Below are 23290 nucleotides of genomic sequence, written 5' to 3' on the forward strand. Positions count from 1 at the left end.
GGCCCGCGACGCCGCGTCACCGCCGTCACGGTTCACCGCCGCGCTCCGCGCCGGGCTCGAAGGGCGCATCGAGCGACCGCGTGAGCTCGGCGAGCATCGCCTCGATCTGGGGCTCGACATGCTGCGCGACGGCGGCCTGCACGCGCAGCCGGTGGTGCAGCAGCACCGCGCAGACCTCGCGCCCGATCATGTTGGCGTAGTCGTCGGCGAGACCGACCTCCTGCCGCAGGGCGGCTTTCGCCTCGCTGCTGAGCGGCGGCAGTTCGGGCACGGCGTCGTCGGACTCCTGCGCGAGGCCGGAGATGGTGAAGAGGAACGGCGCCCCGGCCACCGGTTCCGGATCGAGCGGCAGGCCGTCGAACTCGGGCTCGAGCCCTTCGGAGGGCCGGTACGTACGCGCGCGGTTGCGTGCGGCCTGCTGGTCGAGCTCGGCCTGCAGCATCGGCAGGTTGCGCGAGGTGTACTCGGCGACGGCGGCATCCACGATCGCCTTCATGCGTGTGGAGAGTCCGTGCTGCACGCCGTGCGGGACGTCCGACCCGAGACCCACCGCCGAGAGCACCGGCGAACCGATGCAGCGACGGCAGGGAGCGATGCGCCCTCGGTGCGTCGCCGGCTGCCAGCGCGGCAGCCAGCGCAGCCAGGCATCCACCGCCTGGCTGACCTGGGTCTCGAGCGACCGCTCCACGGGCCTATTGTGACCGATCCGAGCCGGTCGGTCGGGGATTTCGCGTCATTCGTCCTCATCGCGTTCCCAGGCCCACCGTGGCGGCGTCGCGCGCGTGCGGACCAGGGCGACAGCCGTCCAGCCCGAGATCGCCGCCGCGGCGACGAGAAGCACGCCGAACCACGAGACCGCGAAACCGCCGGCCGCGGCCAGGGCTCGCGCCGCGTCGACCCCCACGAGCAGCGCGGCCACGATCAGGCCGGCGAGGTACGACAGCAGCGCGACGATTCCCACCGGAACCGAGATCGCGTACGAGGGGCGCGGCCCCCGCAGCACGGTGGCCAGCGTGGCAGCGATCCCGATGACCGCGGCACCGAAGCCGACGGCGCCCGGGATCGGCCCGAGACCGCGGACGGCGACGACGTCCTGGCCGGTCACCAGGCTCAGGATGCCGAGGCCGCAGATGGCGAGCGCCCCGAAGCCCACGACCGCGAATGCGGTGGCGAGCCCGGGGCGCATTCCGCCAGAGGGGGTGGACATCAGTAGCGGTGCAGCTGAGGCCCCGCCTCGAGGGTGCGCTCGTACTCGCGCTGCGCCTCGGCGTTGAGCTCGGTGACCCGGCGGCCGCGGGCGGCGACCCATGCGCCGAACCAGATCGTCAGCTCGCGACCCGCGACCAGAGCGACGAGCGCGAGCGGCGCGAACGCCTGCTCGCCGACGATGGTCAGGGCCTGGCTCGGGGCGATCGTCCAGAACGGCGCCTGGAAGAGCTGTCCGGCGATGTGCCCCGCGTAGGACGCGAGGCCCACGAGGAGTCCGAGGAGGACCCACAGGCCCCAGCGGCCGCGGTTGATGAAGGCGCCCAGGATCCAGAAGGCGAGGAAGAACACCACGACGGGAACCCAGAACCACCACGAGGTGGCGGCTGCGAGGGCCTGGTCGCCGATGTTGGCCGTCGTCACCTCGCCGCGTACGGCGTCGATGCCCAGGGCCGCGCCGAGGTAGATCAGCGCGAAGGCGATGGCCGCCAGGAGGCCGATGGCGCCGGCCGCTCCGCGGTTGCCCCGCGGAGTCGGCGCCTCGGGGGCCTGGACGAAGATCGGCTGCGGGCTCGGGGCCGCAGCCGCCGGCGTCTCGGCGACGGGCTCGCTCGCGCTCACGGTGCGCGTGGCGCCGGCGTCGGTGTCATCGGCACGGTAGGCGCGCGTGGCGGTGTCGCTCGCGGCTGCTCCGCCCGCGGCGGTCGTAGCGGCGGCGGCGCCTGCTGCGCCGCCCGCGGCGGCATCCCGGTCAGTCGTCGCCGCAGCATCCGCCTCGGCGTCGCGCGGGGTGTCCCACTCGCTCGGCGAGTTCCACGCGTCGTCCGACGACGAGCCGACGGTGTCGGTGCGCTCGTCGCGCGCTGCGGCGGCATCGATCCGAGCGGCATCCGCGTCGGAGGTCGCTCCGTCGACGACGGGTCGGTCGGTCGAGGCGGTGTCGCTCGCGGACCGCTCGGGGAGAGTTCCGGAACCGGCGTAGGCGGCATCCCAGTCGTCGGCCGAGACCGCATCGCGCGACGCCTCGGCGTCGGCGAGCCCGGCCCGGGCGCTGCCCACGACGTCGTCCACCGGCTTCGGCTCTTCGACCGGCTCGCCGTACTTGGGGTCGCTCATGCGATGTGCTCCTCACGCGGTGGCCGGTGCCGCCGCAGAGGCGAGGATATCCCGGCGATGCGGGCGTGCCGCGCAGGCGTGCCGACGTGTCTGCGCACCCGTGCGTGCGGGCGGACGTATCGTCGTGCCATGACCTCGCGCGCCCTTCCCCGCCTCGCGCCGGCCGCTCTCCTCATCGCGGCCGCACTGCTCGCGGGATGCGCCCCGGAACCGGGGACCGCCGCCGGGCCGGCACCCGATACGAGCGCGTCCGCAGATGCCCCCAGCCCGACCCCGGCCATGACGGTCTCCGCCGAAGCGGGCGGCCCGCCGCCGACGGCATCCGGCTCTGTCGTCTCGACGACGGTCCTCCCCCGCGACTGCGCCGGCATCCTGGGCGCCCCCGCACGCGCCGCGCTCGCGTCGGTGCCGCTGAACGACGCGGCCTTCGGCGAGAGCGGGTCGCTTCCGGACGGGTCGCTGCGCTGCGTCTGGGCCGACCCGGCCGCCGACACCGCGAAGATCGAGACCACGATCGCCTACGCCGAGCGCAACCCGGTGATCGACTTCTTCAACGAGCTCACCGAGATCGGGTTCACCTGCTACGAGCCGGCGGGCGGCGTGCGCTGCGAGAAGACCTGGCAGAACTCGCGCTACCCCGTCACCGACGGACGGACGCTCTTCTTCCGCGACGGCGTGCTCATCGACACCCAGTTCTCGCACCTCGCCCCCGAGGGGTACACGACCGGCATCATCGCCTCGGTGTGGCCGGCGGGGGCGCCCACACCCGCTCCCTGAGGGGTCGCACGACCCGGGGCGACCGGGCGCGCAACGAGGTCAATCGCCCGACGTGAAGACCGCGTTTCCGACCCGGCTGGCGTACTGCTCGGGATGCCACGCCGACTGCGACGTCGACACCCAGCGCCCTCCCCCTGCCTCGATCGTCTCGACGAGGTCGCCGGCGGTGCGCGAGCAGAGCGTGCGCGCGCCGCGCTCGTCGCACGTGAAGCCCTGAGCGGGCAGCGCGGATGCCGCGATCGAACCGGCATCCGTCCCCACCGCTCCGACGGTGGTCGAGATCGACCCCGCGTCAGAGGTCCAGCTGCAGGTGAAGCGCACCTCGGGCGCGAGCGCCTCGACGAGAGCCACGGCGGTCGACACGGGGGCGTCCTGCGACTGCTCGAGCGTCGCGCCGGGGGCGTACTGGAGGGTCACCCAGAGCGCCTCGGGGTACAGATCCCGACACTCCTGCGGGCCGTCCGCCGCAGCGGCCTCACCGCCGGCGCCCGCTCCGCTGCCGCCGAGCAGTCCCATGCCCGTCGACACGAGCGGAACGGTCAGCACCGCCAGCACCCCGATGACGCCCGCACAGAGGACCCCGACGATCCACGCGAAGACGACATTCCGACCACCGATGCGTGCCACGGCTCCACGCTAATCCGACGGGGAGCGCTCTCGCCCACCGACACGACGAAGGGCCCCGGGACATGCCCGGGGCCCTTCGCGAGATCAGCGATCGATCAGTTGTAGCTGGTGAAGTCGCCGTCGGTGGAGAAGCTGTCGAAGTCGACGTAGCTCAGGTCGGCGTCGCTGTACGCACCGTCCGACGCGAAGATGCGGTTGGGGTACCGCTCGCTCTTCGCCTCCTCCGTCGCCTCGACGGCCACATTGCGGTACTTCGCAAGGCCCGTTCCGGCGGGGATGAGCTTTCCGATGATGACGTTCTCCTTGAGGCCGACGAGCGGGTCGCTCTTGCCCTCCATGGCCGCCTGCGTGAGGACGCGGGTGGTCTCCTGGAACGACGCGGCCGACAGCCACGATTCGGTCGCGAGCGACGCCTTCGTGATACCCATCAGCTCGGGGCGGCCCGACGCGGGACGCTTGCCCTCGGCCACGGCCTCGCGGTTGATCTGCTGGTACTTCTTGAAGTCCACCAGCTCACCCGGGAGCAGCGTCGTGTCGGCGTGGTCGACCACGGTGACCTTCCGCAGCATCTGACGGACGATGACCTCGATGTGCTTGTCGTGGATCGGCACACCCTGCGAGCGGTAGACGCCCTGCACGCCGCCGACGAGGTACTTCTGCACCTCACGGGCACCCTGCACGCGCATGATGTCCTTGGGGTCGAGCGTGCCCACCTGCAGCGGGTCGCCGACCTCGACGTGCTGCCCGTCCTCGACGAGGAGCGTCGCACGCTTCAGCACCGGGTAGACGAAGGGCTCGTCGCCGTTGTCGGGCGTGATGATAACCTTCTTGGCCTTCTCGGTCTCGTCGATCGTGATGCGGCCGCTGGCCTCCGCGATCGGCGACGCACCCTTGGGGGTACGGGCCTCGAAGAGCTCCTGCACGCGGGGCAGACCCTGCGTGATGTCGTCGGCCGAGGCCGAACCACCGGTGTGGAAGGTACGCATCGTCAGCTGGGTACCGGGCTCACCGATCGACTGGGCGGCGATGATGCCGACCGCCTCGCCGATGTCGACGATCTTGCCGGTGGCCAGCGAACGGCCGTAGCACTTCGCGCAGACACCCACGGCCGAGTCGCAGGTCAGGACCGAGCGCACCTTGATGGAGGTCACCCCGCCCTCGACGAGCTTGTTGATCAGCACGTCGCCCACGTCGTCACCGGCCGCGGCCAGCACCTCGCCCGAGGGCGAGACGGCGTCTGCGGCGAGGGTACGGGCGAACACCGAGTTCTCGACGTTGGCGTCCTTGATGAGGGCGCCGTCGGCACCGGGTGCGGCGATCGGGAGCTCGAGGCCCTTCGACGTGCCGCAGTCGTCCTCGCGGATGATGACGTCCTGCGATACGTCCACCAGACGACGGGTCAGGTAACCCGAGTCGGCGGTACGCAGAGCGGTGTCGGCCAGACCCTTACGGGCACCGTGCGTCGCGGTGAAGTACTCCGCCACCGACAGCCCCTCGCGGTACGAGGAGATGATCGGACGCGGCATGATCTCACCCTTGGTGTTGTTGACCAGGCCTCGGATACCGGCGATGTTACGGATCTGCAGCCAGTTACCACGGGCGCCCGACGAGACCATGCGGTTGATGGTGTTCTCGGCGGGGAAGTTCGCCTTCATGGCGGCCTGGACCTCGTCGGTCGCCTCGGTCCAGATCTTGATCTGCTCCTGACGACGCTCGGCGTCGGTCACGAGACCCTTCTCGAACTGGCCCTGGACCTTCGAGGCGAGCTTCTCGTACTTCGAGATGATCTCGGCCTTGTTCGGCGGCGTCAGGACGTCGCTGAGCGCCACCGTGACGCCCGAGCGGGTCGCCCAGTGGAAGCCGGCGTCCTTGATCCGGTCGAGGGATGCCGCGACCTCGGTCTTGGGGTACTCCTCGGCCAGCTTGTTGACGATCTGCGACAGCTTGCCCTTGTCGGCCTGCTCGCGGACGAACGGGTAGCCCTTGGGCAGGGTGTCGTTGAAGATCGCCTGTCCGAGCGACGCGTCGACCAGACCGTGGCGCTCGTAGCCCTCGGGGGCGTCGCCCTCGAGGAACGCGAGACCCGGGATGCGGATGCGGACCTTGGCCTGCAGGTCGAGGGTGCCCTCGTCCTTCGCCAGGATCGCCTCGCCGACCGAGCCGAACACGCGGCCCTCGCCCTTGGCACCCTCGATGACCGTGGTCAGGTGGTGCAGACCGATGATCATGTCCTGCGAGGGCAGGGTGACCGGACGGCCGTCCGAGGGCTTGAGGATGTTGTTCGACGCGAGCATCAGGATGCGGGCCTCGGCCTGCGCCTCGACCGAGAGCGGCAGGTGGACGGCCATCTGGTCACCGTCGAAGTCCGCGTTGAACGCGGCGCAGACGAGCGGGTGCAGCTGGATCGCCTTGCCCTCGACGAGCTGGGGCTCGAAGGCCTGGATGCCCAGGCGGTGCAGGGTGGGTGCACGGTTGAGCAGCACGGGACGCTCGCGGATGATCTCCTCGAGCACGTCCCAGACCTCGGGACGCGTGCGCTCGACGGCACGCTTGGCCGCCTTGATGTTCTGCGAGTGACCGAGGTCGATCAGGCGCTTGATGACGAACGGCTTGAAGAGCTCGAGGGCCATCTGCTTGGGCAGACCGCACTGGTGCAGCTTCAGCTGGGGTCCGACGATGATGACCGAACGACCCGAGTAGTCGACGCGCTTTCCGAGCAGGTTCTGACGGAAACGTCCCTGCTTGCCCTTGAGCATGTCGGACAGCGACTTCAGCGCACGGTTCCCGGTACCGGTGACGGGGCGACCACGGCGGCCGTTGTCGAACAGCGCGTCGACGGCCTCCTGCAGCATCCGCTTCTCGTTGTTGACGATGATCTCGGGGGCCCCGAGGTCGATCAGACGACGCAGACGGTTGTTGCGGTTGATCACGCGGCGGTACAGGTCGTTGAGGTCGGAGGTCGCGAAGCGGCCACCGTCGAGCTGGACCATCGGACGCAGCTCCGGCGGGATCACCGGGACGACGTCGAGCACCATCGAGGCCGGCGACATGCCGGTCTGCAGGAACGAGTTGACGACCTTGAGGCGCTTGATCGCACGGATCTTGCGCTGGCCCTTGCCCTCGGAGATCTGCAGGTGCAGCGAGTCGGCCTCGGCGGCCAGGTCGAACGCCGCGAGGCGACGCTGGATGCCCTCGGCGCCCATGTAGGCCTCGAAGTACTGGCCGAAGCGGTCCTGCAGCTCGTGGAAGACGTCGTCCTCCTGCTTGAGCTGGCCGACCTCGAGGGAGCGGAACTCCTCCCACACCCGCTCGAGGCGCGAGATCTGCTCGTCGAAGTTCTTGCGGACCGTCGCCATGTCCTTCTCGGCGGAGTCCTTGGCCTTCTTCTTCTGGTCGGCCTTGGCGCCGTCGGCCTCGAGGGTCGCGAGCTCCTCCTCCAGCTTGGCCAGACGCGTCGCCACGCGGGCGTCACGGCGGTCACCGAGGTTCTTGATCTCGAGGCGGAGGTTGTTCTCGTGCGTGGGGAGGTCGCGGTGACGCGCATCCTCATCGACCGAGATGACCATGTACGCGGCGAAGTAGATGACCTTCTCGAGGTCCTTCGGCGCCATGTCGAGCAGGTACCCGAGGCGCGAGGGCACGCCCTTGAAGTACCAGATGTGGGTCACGGGAGCGGCGAGCTCGATGTGGCCCATGCGCTCACGACGGACCGAGGACTTGGTGACCTCGACGCCGCAGCGCTCGCAGACGATGCCCTTGAAGCGGACGCGCTTGTACTTTCCGCAGGCGCACTCCCAGTCGCGGGAGGGGCCGAAGATCTGCTCGCCGAAGAGGCCGTCCTTCTCGGGCTTGAGCGTGCGGTAGTTGATGGTTTCGGGCTTCTTGACCTCGCCGAAGGACCAACGACGGATGTCGTCAGCAGTGGCCAGGCCGATGCGAAGCTGATCGAAGGTGTGTGACTCGAGCACTGATTCTCCTGTGTCGGAATTCTGTTCGTTGCCTGGCCGGATCAGATCTCGTCGATCGACGAGGACTCGAAGCGGCTGGAGATGTTGATGCCGAGCTCCTCCGCTGCGCGGAAGGCTTCGTCATCGGTGTCGCGGAGGTTGACCTCGGTGCCGTCGGCCGAGAGGACCTCGACGTTCAGGCAGAGCGACTGCATCTCCTTCATGAGCACCTTGAACGACTCGGGGATGCCGGGCTCCTGGATGTTCTCGCCCTTGACGATGGCCTCGTAGACCTTCACGCGACCGACGATGTCGTCGGACTTGATCGTCAGGAGCTCCTGGAGGGCGTACGCGGCGCCGTAGGCCTCGAGGGCCCACACCTCCATCTCACCGAAGCGCTGGCCACCGAACTGCGCCTTACCACCGAGCGGCTGCTGGGTGATCATCGAGTACGGGCCCGTCGAACGCGCGTGGATCTTGTCGTCGACGAGGTGGTGGAGCTTCAGGATGTACATGTAGCCGACCGAGATCGGAGCCGGGAACGGCTCGCCGGAGCGACCGTCGAACAGCTTCGTCTTGCCCGAGGAGTCGATGAGACGCTCACCGTCGCGGGTGAGGTTCGTCGAGTCGAGGAGCCCTGCGATCTCGGACTCGAACGCGCCGTCGAACACCGGGGTGGCGACCTTCGTGCCGGGAGCGGCCTCGCGAGCGATCTCGGGCAGGCGCTCGGCCCACTCGGGGTTGCCCTCGACCTTCCAGCCCTGCGCGGCGATCCAGCCGAGGTGCAGCTCGAGGACCTGGCCGAAGTTCATTCGACCCGGGATGCCGAGCGGGTTGAGCACGACGTCGACCGGCGTGCCGTCGGCGAGGAATGGCATGTCCTCGACGGGGAGGATCTTCGCGATGACACCCTTGTTGCCGTGGCGGCCGGCGAGCTTGTCGCCCTCGGTGATCTTGCGCTTCTGGGCGATGTAGACCACGACGCGGCGGTTGACGCCCGAGCCGAGCTCGTCGTCGCCGTCCTCGGCGTTGAACTCCTTGACGGCGATGATGGTGCCCTGCTCACCGTGGGGGACCTTCAGCGACGTGTCGCGGACCTCGCGGCTCTTCTCGTTGAAGATCGCGCGGAGCAGACGCTCCTCGGCCGACAGCTCGGTCTCACCCTTGGGCGTGACCTTGCCGACGAGGATGTCGCCGGGACGCACCTCGGCGCCGATGCGGATGATGCCGCGCTCGTCGAGGTCCTTCAGCAGGTCGGGCGCGACGTTGGGGAGGTCACGGGTGATCTCCTCCTTGCCGAGCTTGGTGTCGCGGGCGTCGACCTCGTACTCCTCGATGTGGATCGAGGAGAGCGTGTCGTTCTTCACGAGCTCCTGGCTGAGGATGATCGCGTCCTCGAAGTTGTGACCCTCCCACGTCATGAACGCGACGAGGAGGTTCTTGCCGAGCGCGAGCTCGCCGTTCTCGGTCGCGGGGCCGTCGGCGATGACCTCGCCGACCTCGACGCGCTCACCGGCCGAGACCACGACGCGCTGGTTGTACGACGTGCCCTGGTTCGAGCGGTCGAACTTGCGGAGGAAGTAGTCCTGCGTGCCGCCCTCGTCGAGCTGCACGGTGACGACGTCGGCCGAGACCTCGGAGACGACACCGGCCTTCTGCGCGGTGATGACGTCACCGGCGTCGATCGCGGCGTAGCCCTCCATACCGGTTCCGACCAGCGGCGAGTCGCTGCGCAGCAGCGGCACGGCCTGACGCTGCATGTTCGCACCCATGAGGGCGCGGTTGGCGTCGTCGTGCTCGAGGAAGGGGATGAGCGAGGTCGCCACCGACACCATCTGGCGCGGCGAGACGTCCATGTAGCCGATCTCCTCGTTCGGGAAGAGGTCGACCTCGCCGCCCTTGCCGCGGCGGGCGAGGACGCGGTCGGCCACGAACGAGCCGTCCTTGTTGAGCTCGACACCGGCCTGCGCGACGACGTAGTCGTTCTCCTCGCTGGCGGTGAGGTAGTCGATCTCGTCGGTCACCTTGCCGTCGACGACGCGACGGTACGGGGTCTCGATGAAGCCGAACGCGTTGATGCGCGCGAACGAGGCGAGCGAGCCGATCAGACCGATGTTCGGGCCTTCCGGCGTCTCGATCGGGCACATGCGGCCGTAGTGCGAGGGGTGGACGTCGCGGACCTCGACGCCGGCGCGCTCACGCGACAGACCACCGGGGCCCAGCGCCGACAGACGACGCTTGTGGGTCAGACCCGCGAGCGGGTTGTTCTGGTCCATGAACTGCGACAGCTGCGAGGTTCCGAAGAACTCCTTGATCGCGGCCACGACGGGGCGCACGTTGATCAGGGTCTGCGGCGTGATGGCCTCGATGTCCTGCGTGGTCATGCGCTCGCGGACGACGCGCTCCATGCGGGAGAGACCGGTGCGGACCTGGTTCTGGATGAGCTCGCCGACGGCGCGGATACGACGGTTGCCGAAGTTGTCGATGTCGTCGGTGTCGAGGCGGATCTCGGCGGGCTTGCCGTCGCGGATGCCGTCGAACGTGGCGTCGCCGCGGTGGAGACGGACCAGGTACTTGATGGTCGCGACGATGTCGGCGACGGTGAGCACCGACTCCTCGATCGGGGTGTCGAGACCCAGCTTCTGGTTGATCTTGTACCGGCCGACCTTGGCGAGGTCGTAGCGCTTGGCGTTGAAGTAGAAGTTGTCGAGGAGCGCGCGCGCTGCCTCGGCGGCGACCTGCTCGCCCGGGCGCAGCTTGCGGTAGATGTCGCGGAGCGCGTCCTCCTTGGTGAGGATCGTGTCCTTCGCGAGGGTCTCCTCGATCGAGTCGTACCCGGCGAACTCGGCCATGATGTCTTCGCTGGTCAGGCCCAGAGCCTTGAGGAAGACGGTGACCGACTGCTTGCGCTTGCGGTCGATGCGGACGCCGACCTGGTCGCGCTTGTCGATCTCGAACTCGAGCCATGCGCCGCGCGAGGGGATGACGCGCGCCGAGACGATGTCCTTGTCGGAGGTCTTGTCGGGCGTCTTGTCGAAGTAGACACCGGGCGAACGGACGAGCTGCGACACGACGACGCGCTCGGTGCCGTTGATGATGAAGGTGCCCTTGCCGGTCTGGAGCGGGAAGTCGCCCATGAAGACCGTCTGGGTCTTGATCTCACCGGTGAGGTGGTTCATGAACTCGGCCTCGACGTAGAGCGGGGCCGCGTAGGTCTTGCCGCGCTCCTTGCACTCCTCGATGGAGTACTTCTCGGGCTCGAGGTACGGGTTGGTGAACGAGAGCTGCATCGTCTCGCCGAGGTCCTCGATGGGCGAGATCTCCTCGAAGATCTCCTCGAGGCCGCTCTGGAGGGCGACGTCGGTGCGGCCGGCGGCCTGCGCCTCGGCGAGGCGGGCCTTCCAGGCGTCGTTGCCGACGAGCCAGTCGAAAGACTCCGTCTGCAGCGCCAGCAGGTCGGGGACCGTCAGCTTGTCGGAGATCTTCGCGAACGAGAGGCGGGAAGCGCCGCGACCGTTCTTGGGGGTGGTGGTGGATGCGTTGCTCGCAGCAGCCAAGGGGATTACCTCCGTGGCCCGGGTGGGGCCGGTTCCTTGTCGTCAGGTGGAGTGCTCCCGGTCCGAGCTCTCGCGTCTCACGCCGTCGGACGGGGCGGAATCGCGCAGAGCACAAGCCGACCACCATATGAGGGCAAGGGGGACGGGAGCGCAACTACCAACTATAGGCGTCGCGACGCGCCATGTCCAGCGCAATCCTTGACGACCCCCGGATGCTGCGGTATAAATGCGCGCCACCCGAGGTCGTGGGTCACTCCCAGGCCCAGCTCGAGAGCACCGTGTCCGCGAGGCGACGTCGATCGTCGTCGGTGGTGTCGGCCGGAGACGCGATGGTGATGACGAAGGTCTGCTCGTCCTGCGTCGCGTAGTACTGGTCGATCAGCGTCTCCGCGCCGTCCTGCGCGAGCGTCGCCACGAGGTGGGCCGACTCGCTGCCCGCGATGTCGACACGATCCTCCAGCGACACGCCGGTGGCCCCGACCGCCTCGAGGCTCGCGGCCCCGTCGGCCTCGACATCGGCCGGCGTGATGACGCCGGGAGAGACGACCACGCTGATGTACCGACCGTCGGCGTCGGCGGACTCCGAGACGAAGACGTCGACCTGCCCGCCCGTCGGGTCCTCGGCGGGCACCGCCCAGCCAGCCGGCACGGCGAAGCTGTATCCGGTCCCTCGCACCGTCTCGCCGGGGGCGGCGTCGCTCGGCGAGGTCGCGGTGGGCGTCGGAGTTGCCGATGCCGAGCCGGGGGCGGAGGATCCGGAGGCCCCGTCGGTCCCGCCCGGCCGCGCGTCGCACGCCGCGAGCAGCAGCGCCGCCGAGATGAGCGCGGCGGCGATCGGAGCGATCCGGAAGCGCGTCATGCATCACACGCTAGGCGAATCCGCCGCGCCGGAACTCCCCTTGACACGGCAACGCGCCGCCAGCTGCGAGAGCGGACGGCGCGTTGGGGGAGTGCGGATCAGGCCCACGCCCACGAGGCGAGGACAGCGTCGTAGACCGCCGCACGGTCGGCCTCCGAGACGTCGGGGCTGAACGAGAAGGTCACGACGTAGGTCTGGTCGTCGTGCGACGGGTAGAACTGGTCGACGTTGTAGGTGACGTCCTGCTGCGTGACGGATGCCGAGATGTGGGCCGACTCGCCGCCGGCGATCGAGGTGCGCTCCTGGACGGTGACGTCGGTCGCGCCCGCCTGCCCCTCGAGCTCCTCGACGCCGTACTTCTCGACGTCATCGGCGGAGATCGCCTGCGGCGCGGGCGACAGCACGACGTTGACGTTGTCGGCGAACGTCGCCGAGGGGTCGGAGAGATCGGCGACGAACACGTCGACCTTCTCCATGCCGGGGAGCTGCTGCTCGGGGATCGCCCAGCCCTCGGGAACCGAGAAGCTGTAGCCGGTGCCCGTGATCATCTCGCCGGAAGCCGGCGCGACATCGGGCGCACTGGCGGCCGGAGCGGACGACGACGAGGACGAGGGGGCGGACGACGCGCCGGCGTCCCCCGACGCCGCGGTGTCGCCCGACTGCCCGCCGCATCCGGCGAGGAGAAGAGCCGCGGAGACGAGCAGCGCGGCGGAGGCGGTGGTCTTGGTGCGAGTCATGGCTTCGACGCTAGGGGACCCGCCGCATCCGCACGGGGTCTTGACACGGGGAGTTCTCCCCCTTGACGAATCAGCCTCGCTGAGCGGTACCCGCACCTCGAACCGTCGGACGCAACCGCACGCGATCGCCGGATCGGGCCTGCGCGAGCCGGCTCCGGCCCGTCGATGTCACGACACCCACGACGGGGTACCCGCCCGTCACGGGCGCGTCGACTCCGAACACGACGGGCTGGCCGGCCGGCGGAACCTGGATCGCCCCCGGCACCATCCCCTCGCTCGCCAGCTCCTCGCCGCGCGCGCGTTCGAGGCGTGGCCCTTCCAGGCGGATGCCGACCCGGTCGGCCGCCGCCGACACGACCCAGGTCGCCTCGGCGAGCAGGCGGCGGGACGAAGAGGTGAGCCAGTCCGAGCGCGGGCCGGTCGTGAACGGGATGTCGAGGGGAACGGCATCCGTGCCCGTCGGCGGCAGACCCCACGGATGCAGCGGCAGCGCGGGGACCGGTCCGGCGGTCTCGCGTCCGGCGGCGACGACGTCACCCGGCCGAAGCGGCGGCGGGCCGAGCCCCGAGAGCGTGTCGGTCGACCGCGAGCCCAGAACGCGGGCGATGTCCCATCCGCCGCGCACCGCCAGGTAGGCGCGGGTGCCCGCGAGGAATCCGTCGAGGCGCAGCTCGGCCCCGGCGGGCCACGCATGCACGACGTACGGGTCACCGGTCCGGCCGTCGATCTCGACCCGCGCCCACGCGCCCGTCACGACCACCGTCAGATCGCGTTCCGCCACGGCCCGGAAACCGCCGACGGCGATCTCGATCGCGGCCGCCCCGTCTCGATTGCCGACGAGACGGTTGGCGAGCGCCCAGGCGGCGGGGTCGGCCGCGCCCGCCGCGCCGACGCCCTCGGCGGCACGACCCGAGCGGCCGGCATCCTGAATCGTCGCCTGCGGGCCCGGCGAGATGACGCGGATGCCGCCGGGAGCGGTGACAGGCTCCGAGCGGGCGCCCGACTCCCCCGCAGTCGGCGACGCGGTGCGACCGGGCAGGGCGCCATCTGACCCGACGGCGCGGGCGCGCGCGGGATCGAATCGCACCGCGCCACCGGGAACGAGGAGCGCGGGCTGGGCGGCATCCGGATCGAACAGCGGCGCGTCCGTCGTGCCGATGAGCTGCCACCCTCCCGGGGTCTCGCGGGGGTACGCGCCCGAGAAGGCTCCGGCCAGACCGACCGACCCCGCCGGCACCCTCGTCCGCGGCGAGGGCCGGCGCGGGATGTCGAGATCCCAGCCCGCACCGACGAGATAGCCGAACCCGGGGGCGAAGCCCGTGAAGGCGACCGTCCAGTCCGTCGCGGCATGGCGGGCCGCGAGCGCCTCGGGACTGACGCCGAGCGCCGCAGCGAGGTCGCCGAGGTCGTCGCCGTCGTACCGGATCGGCAGCGTCACGGGCGCGGGGGCGGATGCCGGCGGCGCCGCTGACGAGGCAGCGGTCGAGACCCAGGTGCGGGCCGCGGCGAGGGACAGCGCGACGGGATCGACGCGGACGAGGACCGTCGCGGCCGCGGGCACGACGTCGATGACGCCCGCCGGCGGCGCAGCGGTCAGTCGCGCGTGCAGCGCCATCACCTCCGCCAGGTCCGAGACCTCGACGAGCACCGCGTCGGGCCCCATCGGCAGCATCCTCATGCCGGCGTCCCGGGCTCGGCACGCCGACGGCGACCCCGTCTGGGCGATCCTGCCGGCGAAGCGGGCCCGACGGTCACCACGGCGAGCGCACCTCGATCCCCGCGGCATCGAGCGCCGACCGCACCGCGCGAGCCATCGCGACGGCACCGGGGGAATCGCCGTGCACGCAGAGCGATGTCGCGTCGGTGTGCACCGTCTCGCCCGAGACCGCGACCACGACCCCCTCGGACGCGAGGCGCAGGGCACGCTCGGCGACGAGGCCCGGGTCGTCGAGCAGGGCGCCGGGAACCCCGCGCGGGACCAGCGAGCCGTCCGCGCGATAGCCGCGGTCGAGGAAGGCCTCGCGGTGGAACGGCAGGCCGGCATCAGACGCTGCCGACGGGATCGCACCGCCCAGACCCAGCACCGGGACCGCCCGGCCGAGCTCGGCCGACAGGTCTGCCACCGCAGCGGCGACGGCTCGCGCGGTCGCGGCATCCTCGGTCGCGGCGTGATACAGCGCCCCGTGCGGCTTGACGTAGCGGATGTCGCCGCCCGCCGCGGCGAGCGCACGCAGTTGCGCGACGACCTGCGGCCGCAGCACGTCAGGCTCGACGGCGACCCGCACCCGCCCGAACCCGGCCCGGTCGAGATAGGAGGGGTGGGCCCCGACCGCGACGCGGGCGGCAGCCGCTCCGGCCACGGCTGTCCGCATCGACGCCGCGTCGCCGGCATGCCCGCCGCAGGCGATCGACGCGCTCGACACGAGGGCGAACATCGCGGCGTCGTCCGCCGTTGCGACACCCTCGACCGTCTCGCCCAGGTCTGCGTTGAGGTCCATGGACCAACGCTAGCCCGCGCCGCCGTACCCGGCTGTGCCGTCGACAGGCTGAACACCTTCACCAGCCCCGCGAACGGCACCCCGGGGCGGATCAGCCTGTCCACGGCGCGAGCACACCCGGTCCGCGACACGACGCGACACGACGGGCCGGCGTTACGTCGATGTAACGGGTGGGCCCGACACGGTGCGCTCGGCGCCGCGGGCAGGCAGGATGGGCCAATGGCAGACTCCTCCACTCCCCTGCTGCGGGTGAGCGACATGGCCGTCGACTTCCGCACGCTCGAGGGCCCGGTGCACGCGGTCGAAGGCGTCGACCTCGAGATCTCAGCGGGCGAGACCGTCGCGATCGTCGGCGAATCGGGCTCGGGCAAGTCGACGACGGCGATGGCGGTGATCGGGCTCCTCCCCGGCAACGGGCGCGTCGTGCGCGGCAGCATCCGTCTCGACGGCGAAGAGCTCGTCGGGGCCCCCGAGAGCACGCTGCGCCGCATCCGCGGCGGGTCGATCGGACTCGTGCCGCAGGACCCCATGTCGAACCTCAACCCCGTGTCGAAGATCGGCACCCAGGTCGCCGAGACCCTGCTCGCGCACGGCCTCGCCACCTCGAAGGACGTCGACGCCAAGGTCGTCGAGACCCTCGCCGCCGCGGGCCTCCCGGATGCCGCCGAGCGCGCCAAGCAGTACCCGCACGAGTTCTCGGGCGGGATGCGGCAGCGCGCGCTCATCGCGATCGGGCTGGCGTGCAACCCGCGGCTGCTCATCGCCGACGAGCCCACGAGCGCCCTCGATGTGACGGTGCAGAAGACGATCCTCGATCAGCTCGGCCGGATGACGGGTGAGCTGGGCACGTCGGTGCTGCTCATCACCCACGACCTCGGCCTCGCCGCCGAGCGGGCCGCCCGCGTCGTCGTCATGCACCGCGGCCGGATCGTCGAGCAGGGTCCGGCCCGCCAGATCCTCGAGGACCCGCAGCAGCCCTACACGCAGGCTCTCGTCAAGGCGGCTCCCTCGGTCGCGGCGGTGCGGCTGCACCCGGAGGCCTACCGGGCGACGCCGCCCCCGGCTGCGGTGGCCGACCCCGCGGCATCCGCCTCCGCCGCACCTGCGGAGACGGCGGCACGGCGCGACAACATCGTCGAGATCGAGAACCTCACGAAGCTGTACAAGATCCGCGGGCGCAAAGACGACTTCGCCGCCGTGAGCGACGTCTCCCTCGCCATCCCGCGCGGCGAGACGGTCGCGATCGTCGGCGAATCCGGATCGGGCAAGACGACGACGGCCCGGATGCTGCTGAAGGTGATCGAGCCGACGTCGGGAACGATCCGCTTCGAGGGGCAGGATGTCGCCGGGCTGAAGGGGGCGCAGCTGCGCGAGTTCCGGCAGAGGGTGCAGCCCATCTTCCAAGACCCGTACTCGTCGCTGAACCCCATGTTCACGATCGAGCGGATCATCGCCGAGCCGCTGGAGTTCTACAAGCGCGGCACCGCGAAGGACCGCGCCGGTCGCGTGCGGAAGCTGCTCGACGACGTCGCCCTGCCGCAGACGATGCTGCGCCGTTACCCGTCCGAGCTCTCGGGCGGCCAGCGTCAGCGCGTCGCGATCGCGCGTGCCCTCGCGCTGAACCCCGAGCTGATCGTCTGCGACGAGCCGGTGTCGGCGCTCGACGTGCTCGTGCAGGATCAGATCCTCACGCTGCTGCGCGACCTGCAGGGCGAGTACGGACTGAGCTACCTCTTCATCTCCCACGACCTGGCCGTGGTGCGCCTGATCTCGGACTACGTCTGCGTCATGAAGGACGGCGCGCTCGTCGAGGCGGCGTCGAGCGAGGAGATCTTCACCAACCCGCGCGACCCGTACACGCGGCGGCTGCTCTCCTCGATCCCGGGCAACGAGCTCGACATCGCCTCCTGACCCGGCCGACGGCGATACAGCCGTCGGACCGCTGGGGCTGGTGCAGCCAGCGAAGACCGGTGAGGCGACACCAGCCCCACCGGTCCTGCAGGTGTATCGCAGAGCCGCGACCCCGGGCCGGGTCAGCGGGCGCGGGTGCGGGGGTCCATGGCCTCGCGCAGCGACTCGCCGAGCAGCGTGAAGCCGAGGGCGGTGATCATGATGCACAGGCCCGGGAGGAAGGCGAGCCACGGGGCGATCGCGAGCTCGTTCTGCGCGTAGGTGAGCATGCGGCCCCACTCGGCGGTCGCCGCTCCCCCGCCGCCGAGGCCGAGGAACGACAGCGCCGCGGCGTCGATGACGGCCGTCGCGAGAGTGAGCGTCCCCTGGACGATGACGGGCCCGAGGCTGTTGGGCAGCACGTGGCTCATCGTGATCTTGCCGCGGCCGAGCCCGAGGGTCTGCGCCGAGAGGATGTAGTCGGCGCTGCGCTGCTGCAGCATCGACGCCCGCAGGAGACGCGCGAAGATGGGCACCTGCGAGGCTCCGATGGCGATCATGATCGCGAGCTGCGACTGACCGAGGATCGCCGCGATCGAGACGGCGAGCAGCAGGTTGGGGACCGACAGGAGGATGTCGACGAACCGCATGACGACGGTGTCGACCCAGCCCCCGAACATGCCGGCGATCAGGCCCAGGAGCATGCCGCCGGCGAGACCGAACGCGGTCGAGATGACGCCGATGAGGAGCGAGGCCCGCGCACCCCAGATGAGCTTCGACAGCACGTCGCCGCCGAAGCGGTCGAGGCCGAGCGGAAAGCCGGCGATCTCGCCGGGACCGGGAATGTGGGTCGGGGTGACCTCGCGCGCGCCGGGGAGGGCCGTCTCGGGGTAGGGCGCGAGCCAGGGTGCGAGGATCGCCACGAGGAGGAAGACCAGCACGATGCCGGCGCCGATCCAGGCCACCGGGTTGCGGCGCAGGCGCGCGAAGACGTCGTGCCAGAACCCGCCGCCGGTGCGGGCCTCGAGCACCTCGTGCTCGGCGACGGCGGTGGCGGGTCCGTCGCCGGGGGCGGGCGGGAGCGCGTTGGTGCTCATGAGACCCTCACTCTCGGATCGATCAGGCTGTACGAGACATCGACGATGAGGTTGATGAGCGCGTAGATGACGGCGATGAAGAGGATGAAGCCCTGCAGCACCGGGAAGTCGCGGGCGCTGATGGCCCGGGCCAGGAACGAGCCGATTCCGGGGAACGCGAACACCGTCTCGGTCAGGATCGCCCCGGCCAGCAGCAGCCCGACCTGCAGGCCGACGGTCGTGGCGACCGGCAGCATGGCGTTGCGCAGGATGAAGCGGCCGCGGAGCGTGCGGCGGGCGATGCCCTTGGCCCGGCCGGTGCGCACGTAGTCGGAATTCTGCACCTCGAGCACCGAGGCGCGGGTGATGCGCACGATGATCGCGAGCGGGATCGTGCCGAGGGCGAGCGCCGGCAGGATGAGGTGCAGGACGGCATCCCAGGCGGCGTCGAACTCTCCGGTGAGCAGACCGTCGAGCACGTAGAAGTTCGTGTAGTGGGTCGCGTCGATGCGCGGGTCCTGGCGGCCGTCCGAGGGCAGCCAGCCGAGCTGGACGGCGAAGACGTACTTGAGGATGAACGCCAGGAAGAACACCGGGATCGTGACGCCGACGAGGCTCAGCACGACAGCGACGTGGTCGCTGACCTTCCCGTGGTGGCGGGCGGCGAGGTACCCGAGCGGGATGCCGATGCCGACGGCGAAGATCAGGGCGGCGATCGAGAGCTCGACGGTCGCCGGGAAGCGCCGGAGGAACTCCTCGACGACGGGACGCCCGGTCTCGATCGACGACCCGAAGTCGCCGGTGAGCAGCCGCCCCATATAGGTGGCGTACTGCTCGAGGATCGGCCGGTTGAAGCCGTAGAGCTCGTTGATCCGGGCGATCGCCTCGGGGGTCGCCTTCTCGCCGAGGAGGGCGACGGCGGGGCCGCCGGGCAGGGCGCGGACCCAGAGGAAGAGGAGGATGCTGAGCCCGAGGAGCGTGGGGATCAGCAGAAGCAGCCGTTGGCCGATGGTTCGCAGCAACGCGGAATCTTTCGGTCGAGGAGTGCGGGGCGGGCTCGCGCCCGAGGCGGTGGCCCGCCCCGCGAGGATCAGCGGGTCGTCGTCACTCGGTCAGGACGATGTCCGTGAACACCTCGTCGTTGACCGGGCTGGCCGGGTAGCTCTCGACGCGCGGGTCGAACGCGAGCGTCGGGGCGGGGTGGGCCAGCGGGACGCCCGGGATGAACTGGGCGACCTGCTCGTTGATCTGCTCGTAGAGCGCGGTCTGCTCCTCGAGGTTCGGCACGCCGCGTGCGGAGTTGAGCGCTGCGAACAGCTCGGGGTTGTCGAAGCCCCACTCGGCCGAGGGCGCACCGAAGAACACGCCGACGAAGTTGTCGGTGTCGTTGTAGTCGCCCGTCCAACCCAGCAGGTGGATGCCGTGGTCGGGGGTGCCGGTGATCTTGTCGAGGTAGTCGGGGCTCCAGGCATCCGTCTGCGGGGTCAGCTGCACGCCGACGTCGGTCAGCTGCGTCGAGATGACCGTCGCGATCTGCTCGGGGTCCGGCATGTAGGGGCGCGAGACGTTGACCGGGTAGTTGAAGGTCAGCGTCAGCGGGTTGGCCTCGGTGTAGCCGGCCTCGGCGAGGAGCGACTTGGCCTTCTCGGGGTCGTAGTCGTAGGTGGTGACGTCGGGGTTGTAGCCGTTGACGGTGTCGGGCATGAACTGCGTCGCGACCTCGGTGCCCTCGGGGAGCACCTGCGAGATCAGGGCCTCCTTGTCGATCGCGTGCGACAGGGCCTCCCGGACGCGCACGTCCTGCAGCTCGGGCTGCGCCTGGTTGAAGGCGAGGTAGAGGATCGTGAACGGCGGGCGCGAGACCATCGTGAAGCCGGCTTCTTCGAGCGCGGCGGTGTCGGCGGGTCCGACGAGGTCGTAGCCGTCGATCGATCCGGCCTCGAGGGCCTGGCGGCGGGCGGTGGGGTCGTCGATGACGCGGAAGATGATCTTGTTCACCTGGCCCGACTCACCCCAGTAGTCGTCGTAGGCCGAGAGCGTGAGCTCCTCGCCCGGCGACCACTCGTCGAACTTGTACGGACCGGTGCCCGTCGGGTGCCCGGCGCCGTACTCCGAGAGCGAGGGGGCCTCTTCGGTGCCGCCGATCTCGTCGGCACCGTACTCCTCGAGCGCCGTGGGGCTCTGCATGGCGAAGGCGGGCAGCGACAGCGCCGGGATGAAACCGGCGAAGGGCTGCTTCAGCTGGATCGTGGCCTCGAGGTCGGAATCGGCGCTGCACGACTCGAAGACGGCGGTGTCGGGGGTCTCGACGTAGCCGCGGAAGAGCTTGCCGTAGTAGTACGAGAGCGCCTCGCTCGCCGCCAGGCCCGTCCAGTTGTACCAGCGGTCGAAGTTCGCGCACACCGCTTCGGCGTTGAAGGGGGTGCCGTCGTGGAAGGTCACGCCCTCCTTCAGCTGGAAGGTGTGCGTCAGCCCGTCGTCGGACGACTCCCAGCTCTCGGCCAGCAGCGGCGCGGGGTCGGCCGTGCCGGGCTCGGTGCCGACGAGGCCTTCGAAGATCTGGCGGGAGACGCGGAAGGTCTCGCCGTCCTGCGCGAACGCAGGGTCGAGGCTGGCGGGGTCGGCGGAGGCGGCGAAGACGAAGGTGCCGTCGACGTCGGTCGCGGCATCCGTCTCGCCGCCACCTCCGCGCTGGCTGGTGCACGCCGAGAGAGCGAGGGCGCCGATGGCGACCGCCGCCAGTCCCGCGAGCGCGCGCTTGCGAGGAGTGGAGAGCATGGGGGTGTCCCTTTCTGAGGTCCGGAGCGGGCCCACCGCGGCGCACTCCGAGGTAATTGGGTCCGAACCTATACGGGCAGGAGGGTCGAAGTCATTACATCGATGTCTCGATCGTGTTTCGACTGCGCAGACCGGCTCGCGCGCATGCCGACCCGTGCCGATAGCGTTGAGGAATGGCACGAGCGCGCGTCGAGGAGTCCGGTCCGCAGGCACGCTTGTCCGACGGCACGATCGCGCGCATCGTGACGTCATCATTCACGTCCGGCTTCGAGCTCGACGTCGACGGGACCCCCCAGTCGCACGTCGACCTCGACGATCCGACCCACCTGCACTTCGAGTACATCGCCCGGATGGCGGCCGTCATCGACCGCCTGCGGATGCCGGGACAGCCGCTCACCGCCGTCCATCTGGGCGCCGGCGCGCTGACCCTCCCCCGGTACATCGCCCACACGCGGCCGGGATCGCGTCAGCAGGTGATCGAGCTCGAGCAGCCCCTCGTCGACCTCGTGCGCGAGGCGCTTCCCCTCCCCCGGGGCGCGCAGGTGCGCGTACGCATCGGCGATGCCCGCGCCGTCGCCGAGAAGCTCCCCCCGGGCCTCACCGGCGCCGCCGACCTCGTCGTCTCCGACGTGTTCGCGGGCGCGCAGACGCCCGCTCACCTGACGACGGTGGAGTACTACCGCTCGCTCGCGCGGCTGCTCGCGCCGACCGGCGTGCTCCTGGTCAACGTCGCCGACGGCGCCGGCCTCGCGTTCGCCCGCCGACAGGTCGCGACGGTGCGCGAGGTGCTCCCCGAGGTGCTGCTGCTCGCCGAGGTGCAGCTGCTGAAGGGGCGGCGCTTCGGCAACATCGTCATCGCGGCGTCGGCATCCCCGCTGCCCTCCGAGTGGCTGCCGCGCCTCATGGCAGCCGGGCCCTTCCCCGCGAAGGTCGCGCAGGGCGCGGAGATCGACGAGTTCGCCCGCGGGGCCCGGGTCTCGACTGACGCCGACGCGACCCCGTCGCCCAAGCCATCGGCATCCGTGTTCGAACGTTGACCGGCGCGGCGGGCGGGTGCTCGCGCCGCTTTCGACGAGACTGGGATCCACCGTTCTCGAATCGCGGAGGTGGATGACGGTGGGCTACATCCTCGGGTACGACCCGGACACGCTGCGGGAGATCGTCGACCCGGAGCAGTGCGCAGAGCGCCTGGCCGAGATCGGCGAGCAGCGCAGCCTGCCCGCGCTCCTCGAGCGCGTCTGGCTGCTGAAGGTGCTCGACCGGCTCGATGAGGCACTCGTCGTCGCGGAGCAGGCAGTGCGGGTGGCCCGCATGGCCGGAACCCGCAAGGATCTGCTGCGCGCCCGGGTGCTGCACGCGACGATCCTGCAGAACCGCGGTGCCTTCGCCGCGGCGATTCAGGAGCTGACGACGTGCGCGGAGGAGGCGGAGGGCCAGAACTGGCCGCTGCTCGCCGCGTTCGCCTACCAGCACCGCGGCAAGGTGTCGTACGACGCCGAGGAATACTCCGACGCCCGCACCGACTTCAAGCGTGCGCTCTTCCTCCGCCAGGAGGGCGGCGCTCCCGAAGACCAGCTCGAGTCGACCCTGCTCGCCGTCGATGCCGCCGAGCGGCGCCGTTCGCGTTCGATCGTCGCCAGCTGAGCGTCGCATCCCGCTGTCTCACCCCGCGCGTAGCGTCGACCGCATGAGTGATCTCGATCGGGTCCGGGTCTGGGCCGAGGCGCTGATCGCAGCGCATCTCGACGACTCGTGGACGTTCCGGTTCGACAACGCCAAGCGCCGCGCGGGCCAGTGCGACTACACGCGCCGGTGCATCAGCGTCTCGCGCTACCTCGCGGCGCGGTTCGACGACGACGAGAACCACCAGACCCTGTTGCACGAGGTCGCCCATGCGATCGCCGGACCGGCCGCCGGCCACGGTCGCGACTGGCTGCGCACGGCGCGCGAGCTCGGCTACGTCGGCGGCACGACCCATCGCGGCGAGACCGCCGTCGAGCTGGCGCCGTGGGTCGGCCACTGTCCCGCCGGCCACGTGGCCTACCGTCACCGGCGCCCGACCCGCGCCGCGTCGTGCCGGATGTGCGCGTCGTCGTATGACGAGCGCTTCCTCTTCCGGTGGGTGCGCCGCGAGATCTCCTCGGCCGACCGCCGCGCCGCCGCGACGCCGCGCTGACCCACTCTGCACCAACTCCTCAATTTCGGTCGCCGAGCCGTCGGAC

18 protein-coding genes are annotated in these 23290 nt (G+C 70.5%); 5 read left to right on the forward strand and 13 right to left on the reverse strand.

The features are described 5' to 3' along the window. Window positions 1-25: 25 nt before the first annotated feature. From O1W71_RS12395 to O1W71_RS12405, 3 genes are read right to left on the reverse strand one after another with little or no spacing between them, the layout of a single operon-like run. Complete coding sequence (locus O1W71_RS12395) at window positions 26-688, reverse strand: spermidine/putrescine ABC transporter substrate-binding protein (protein ID WP_112617786.1); 663 nt, start codon at window positions 686-688, stop codon at window positions 26-28. A 45-nt stretch (window positions 689-733) separates the two neighbouring features. Beyond that, a complete protein-coding gene (locus O1W71_RS12400) occupies window positions 734-1207 on the reverse strand; it encodes a hypothetical protein (RefSeq protein WP_269268160.1) in 474 nt (157 codons plus the stop codon). Next, entirely contained in the window at window positions 1207-2322 is a 1116-nt protein-coding gene (locus tag O1W71_RS12405) for an ABC transporter (protein ID WP_269268161.1), read from the reverse strand. The genes O1W71_RS12400 and O1W71_RS12405 overlap by 1 nt, the downstream gene beginning before the upstream one ends. A gap of 129 nt (window positions 2323-2451) precedes the next feature. Between O1W71_RS12405 and O1W71_RS12410 the strand changes: the two genes are divergently transcribed. After that, on the forward strand, window positions 2452-3099 hold the full coding sequence (locus O1W71_RS12410) for a hypothetical protein (protein ID WP_269268162.1): 648 nt from the start codon (window positions 2452-2454) through the stop codon (window positions 3097-3099). A 39-nt stretch (window positions 3100-3138) separates the two neighbouring features. Here O1W71_RS12410 and O1W71_RS12415 read toward each other — a convergent pair whose 3' ends face one another. The 7 genes from O1W71_RS12415 to pxpA form a co-directional block, all read right to left on the reverse strand. Next, window positions 3139-3726 (reverse strand): hypothetical protein, encoded by a 588-nt coding sequence (locus tag O1W71_RS12415; protein ID WP_269268163.1) that lies wholly within the window; start codon window positions 3724-3726, stop codon window positions 3139-3141. 95 nt (window positions 3727-3821) lie between these two features. Continuing rightward, window positions 3822-7694: a DNA-directed RNA polymerase subunit beta' gene (locus O1W71_RS12420; protein ID WP_112617781.1), complete on the reverse strand. Its 3873-nt coding sequence runs from the start codon at window positions 7692-7694 to the stop codon at window positions 3822-3824. A 41-nt stretch (window positions 7695-7735) separates the two neighbouring features. Further along, the gene (gene rpoB, locus O1W71_RS12425) at window positions 7736-11230 is read right to left on the reverse strand and encodes a DNA-directed RNA polymerase subunit beta (protein ID WP_112617780.1); all 3495 of its coding nucleotides are present in this window, start codon (window positions 11228-11230) and stop codon (window positions 7736-7738) included. 250 nt (window positions 11231-11480) lie between these two features. Then, entirely contained in the window at window positions 11481-12089 is a 609-nt protein-coding gene (locus O1W71_RS12430; protein WP_269268165.1) for a hypothetical protein, read from the reverse strand. 98 nt (window positions 12090-12187) lie between these two features. Beyond that, window positions 12188-12826, reverse strand: coding sequence for a hypothetical protein (locus O1W71_RS12435; protein ID WP_269268166.1), 639 nt, complete (start codon window positions 12824-12826; stop codon window positions 12188-12190). Between the two features lie 70 nt (window positions 12827-12896). Next, on the reverse strand, window positions 12897-14504 hold the full coding sequence (locus O1W71_RS12440; protein ID WP_269268167.1) for an urea amidolyase family protein: 1608 nt from the start codon (window positions 14502-14504) through the stop codon (window positions 12897-12899). A gap of 73 nt (window positions 14505-14577) precedes the next feature. Continuing rightward, on the reverse strand, window positions 14578-15324 hold the full coding sequence (gene pxpA / locus O1W71_RS12445; protein ID WP_269268168.1) for a 5-oxoprolinase subunit PxpA: 747 nt from the start codon (window positions 15322-15324) through the stop codon (window positions 14578-14580). A gap of 219 nt (window positions 15325-15543) precedes the next feature. On the opposite strand from pxpA, the gene O1W71_RS12450 reads away from it, so the two are divergent. Further along, window positions 15544-17235, forward strand: coding sequence for an ABC transporter ATP-binding protein (locus O1W71_RS12450; protein WP_269268170.1), 1692 nt, complete (start codon window positions 15544-15546; stop codon window positions 17233-17235). 122 nt (window positions 17236-17357) lie between these two features. On the opposite strand, the gene O1W71_RS12455 is transcribed toward O1W71_RS12450, so the two are convergent. The 3 genes from O1W71_RS12455 to O1W71_RS12465 form a co-directional block, all read right to left on the reverse strand. Next, a complete protein-coding gene (locus tag O1W71_RS12455; RefSeq protein ID WP_112617774.1) occupies window positions 17358-18311 on the reverse strand; it encodes an ABC transporter permease in 954 nt (317 codons plus the stop codon). Further along, complete coding sequence (locus O1W71_RS12460; protein ID WP_112617773.1) at window positions 18308-19312, reverse strand: ABC transporter permease; 1005 nt, start codon at window positions 19310-19312, stop codon at window positions 18308-18310. The genes O1W71_RS12455 and O1W71_RS12460 overlap by 4 nt, the downstream gene beginning before the upstream one ends. A gap of 82 nt (window positions 19313-19394) precedes the next feature. Then, window positions 19395-21068, reverse strand: coding sequence for an ABC transporter substrate-binding protein (locus tag O1W71_RS12465; RefSeq protein ID WP_112617772.1), 1674 nt, complete (start codon window positions 21066-21068; stop codon window positions 19395-19397). A 173-nt stretch (window positions 21069-21241) separates the two neighbouring features. Between O1W71_RS12465 and O1W71_RS12470 the strand changes: the two genes are divergently transcribed. The 3 genes from O1W71_RS12470 to O1W71_RS12480 all read left to right on the forward strand — a co-directional run bounded on the left by O1W71_RS12470 (window position 21242) and on the right by O1W71_RS12480 (window position 23244). Then, window positions 21242-22105, forward strand: a complete 864-nt coding sequence (locus O1W71_RS12470) for a spermidine synthase (protein WP_269268172.1) — start codon at window positions 21242-21244, stop codon at window positions 22103-22105. Window positions 22106-22184: 79 nt separating this feature from the next. Continuing rightward, window positions 22185-22712 (forward strand): hypothetical protein, encoded by a 528-nt coding sequence (locus O1W71_RS12475; RefSeq protein ID WP_269268268.1) that lies wholly within the window; start codon window positions 22185-22187, stop codon window positions 22710-22712. A 43-nt stretch (window positions 22713-22755) separates the two neighbouring features. Then, window positions 22756-23244, forward strand: a complete 489-nt coding sequence (locus O1W71_RS12480; protein ID WP_269268174.1) for a SprT-like domain-containing protein — start codon at window positions 22756-22758, stop codon at window positions 23242-23244. The last annotated feature ends 46 nt before the right edge of the window (window positions 23245-23290 follow it).

Source organism: Microbacterium sp. H37-C3 (assembly GCF_027157935.1).
Lineage (GTDB): Bacteria > Actinomycetota > Actinomycetes > Actinomycetales > Microbacteriaceae > Microbacterium > Microbacterium plantarum.

What these genes read in the sequence shown, in the direction of transcription:
- O1W71_RS12400 (WP_269268160.1), bottom strand. Translation starts at nt 1,207, where the DNA reads ATGTCCACCCCCTCTGGCGGAATGCGCCCCGGGCTCGCCACCGCATTC.
- O1W71_RS12405 (WP_269268161.1), bottom strand. Translation starts at nt 2,322, where the DNA reads ATGAGCGACCCCAAGTACGGCGAGCCGGTCGAAGAGCCGAAGCCGGTG.
- O1W71_RS12410 (WP_269268162.1), top strand. Translation starts at nt 2,452, where the DNA reads ATGACCTCGCGCGCCCTTCCCCGCCTCGCGCCGGCCGCTCTCCTCATC.
- O1W71_RS12430 (WP_269268165.1), bottom strand. Translation starts at nt 12,089, where the DNA reads ATGACGCGCTTCCGGATCGCTCCGATCGCCGCCGCGCTCATCTCGGCG.
- O1W71_RS12435 (WP_269268166.1), bottom strand. Translation starts at nt 12,826, where the DNA reads ATGACTCGCACCAAGACCACCGCCTCCGCCGCGCTGCTCGTCTCCGCG.
- O1W71_RS12440 (WP_269268167.1), bottom strand. Translation starts at nt 14,504, where the DNA reads ATGAGGATGCTGCCGATGGGGCCCGACGCGGTGCTCGTCGAGGTCTCG.
- pxpA (WP_269268168.1), bottom strand. Translation starts at nt 15,324, where the DNA reads ATGGACCTCAACGCAGACCTGGGCGAGACGGTCGAGGGTGTCGCAACG.
- O1W71_RS12450 (WP_269268170.1), top strand. Translation starts at nt 15,544, where the DNA reads ATGGCAGACTCCTCCACTCCCCTGCTGCGGGTGAGCGACATGGCCGTC.
- O1W71_RS12455 (WP_112617774.1), bottom strand. Translation starts at nt 18,311, where the DNA reads ATGAGCACCAACGCGCTCCCGCCCGCCCCCGGCGACGGACCCGCCACC.
- O1W71_RS12465 (WP_112617772.1), bottom strand. Translation starts at nt 21,068, where the DNA reads ATGCTCTCCACTCCTCGCAAGCGCGCGCTCGCGGGACTGGCGGCGGTC.
- O1W71_RS12470 (WP_269268172.1), top strand. Translation starts at nt 21,242, where the DNA reads ATGGCACGAGCGCGCGTCGAGGAGTCCGGTCCGCAGGCACGCTTGTCC.
- O1W71_RS12480 (WP_269268174.1), top strand. Translation starts at nt 22,756, where the DNA reads ATGAGTGATCTCGATCGGGTCCGGGTCTGGGCCGAGGCGCTGATCGCA.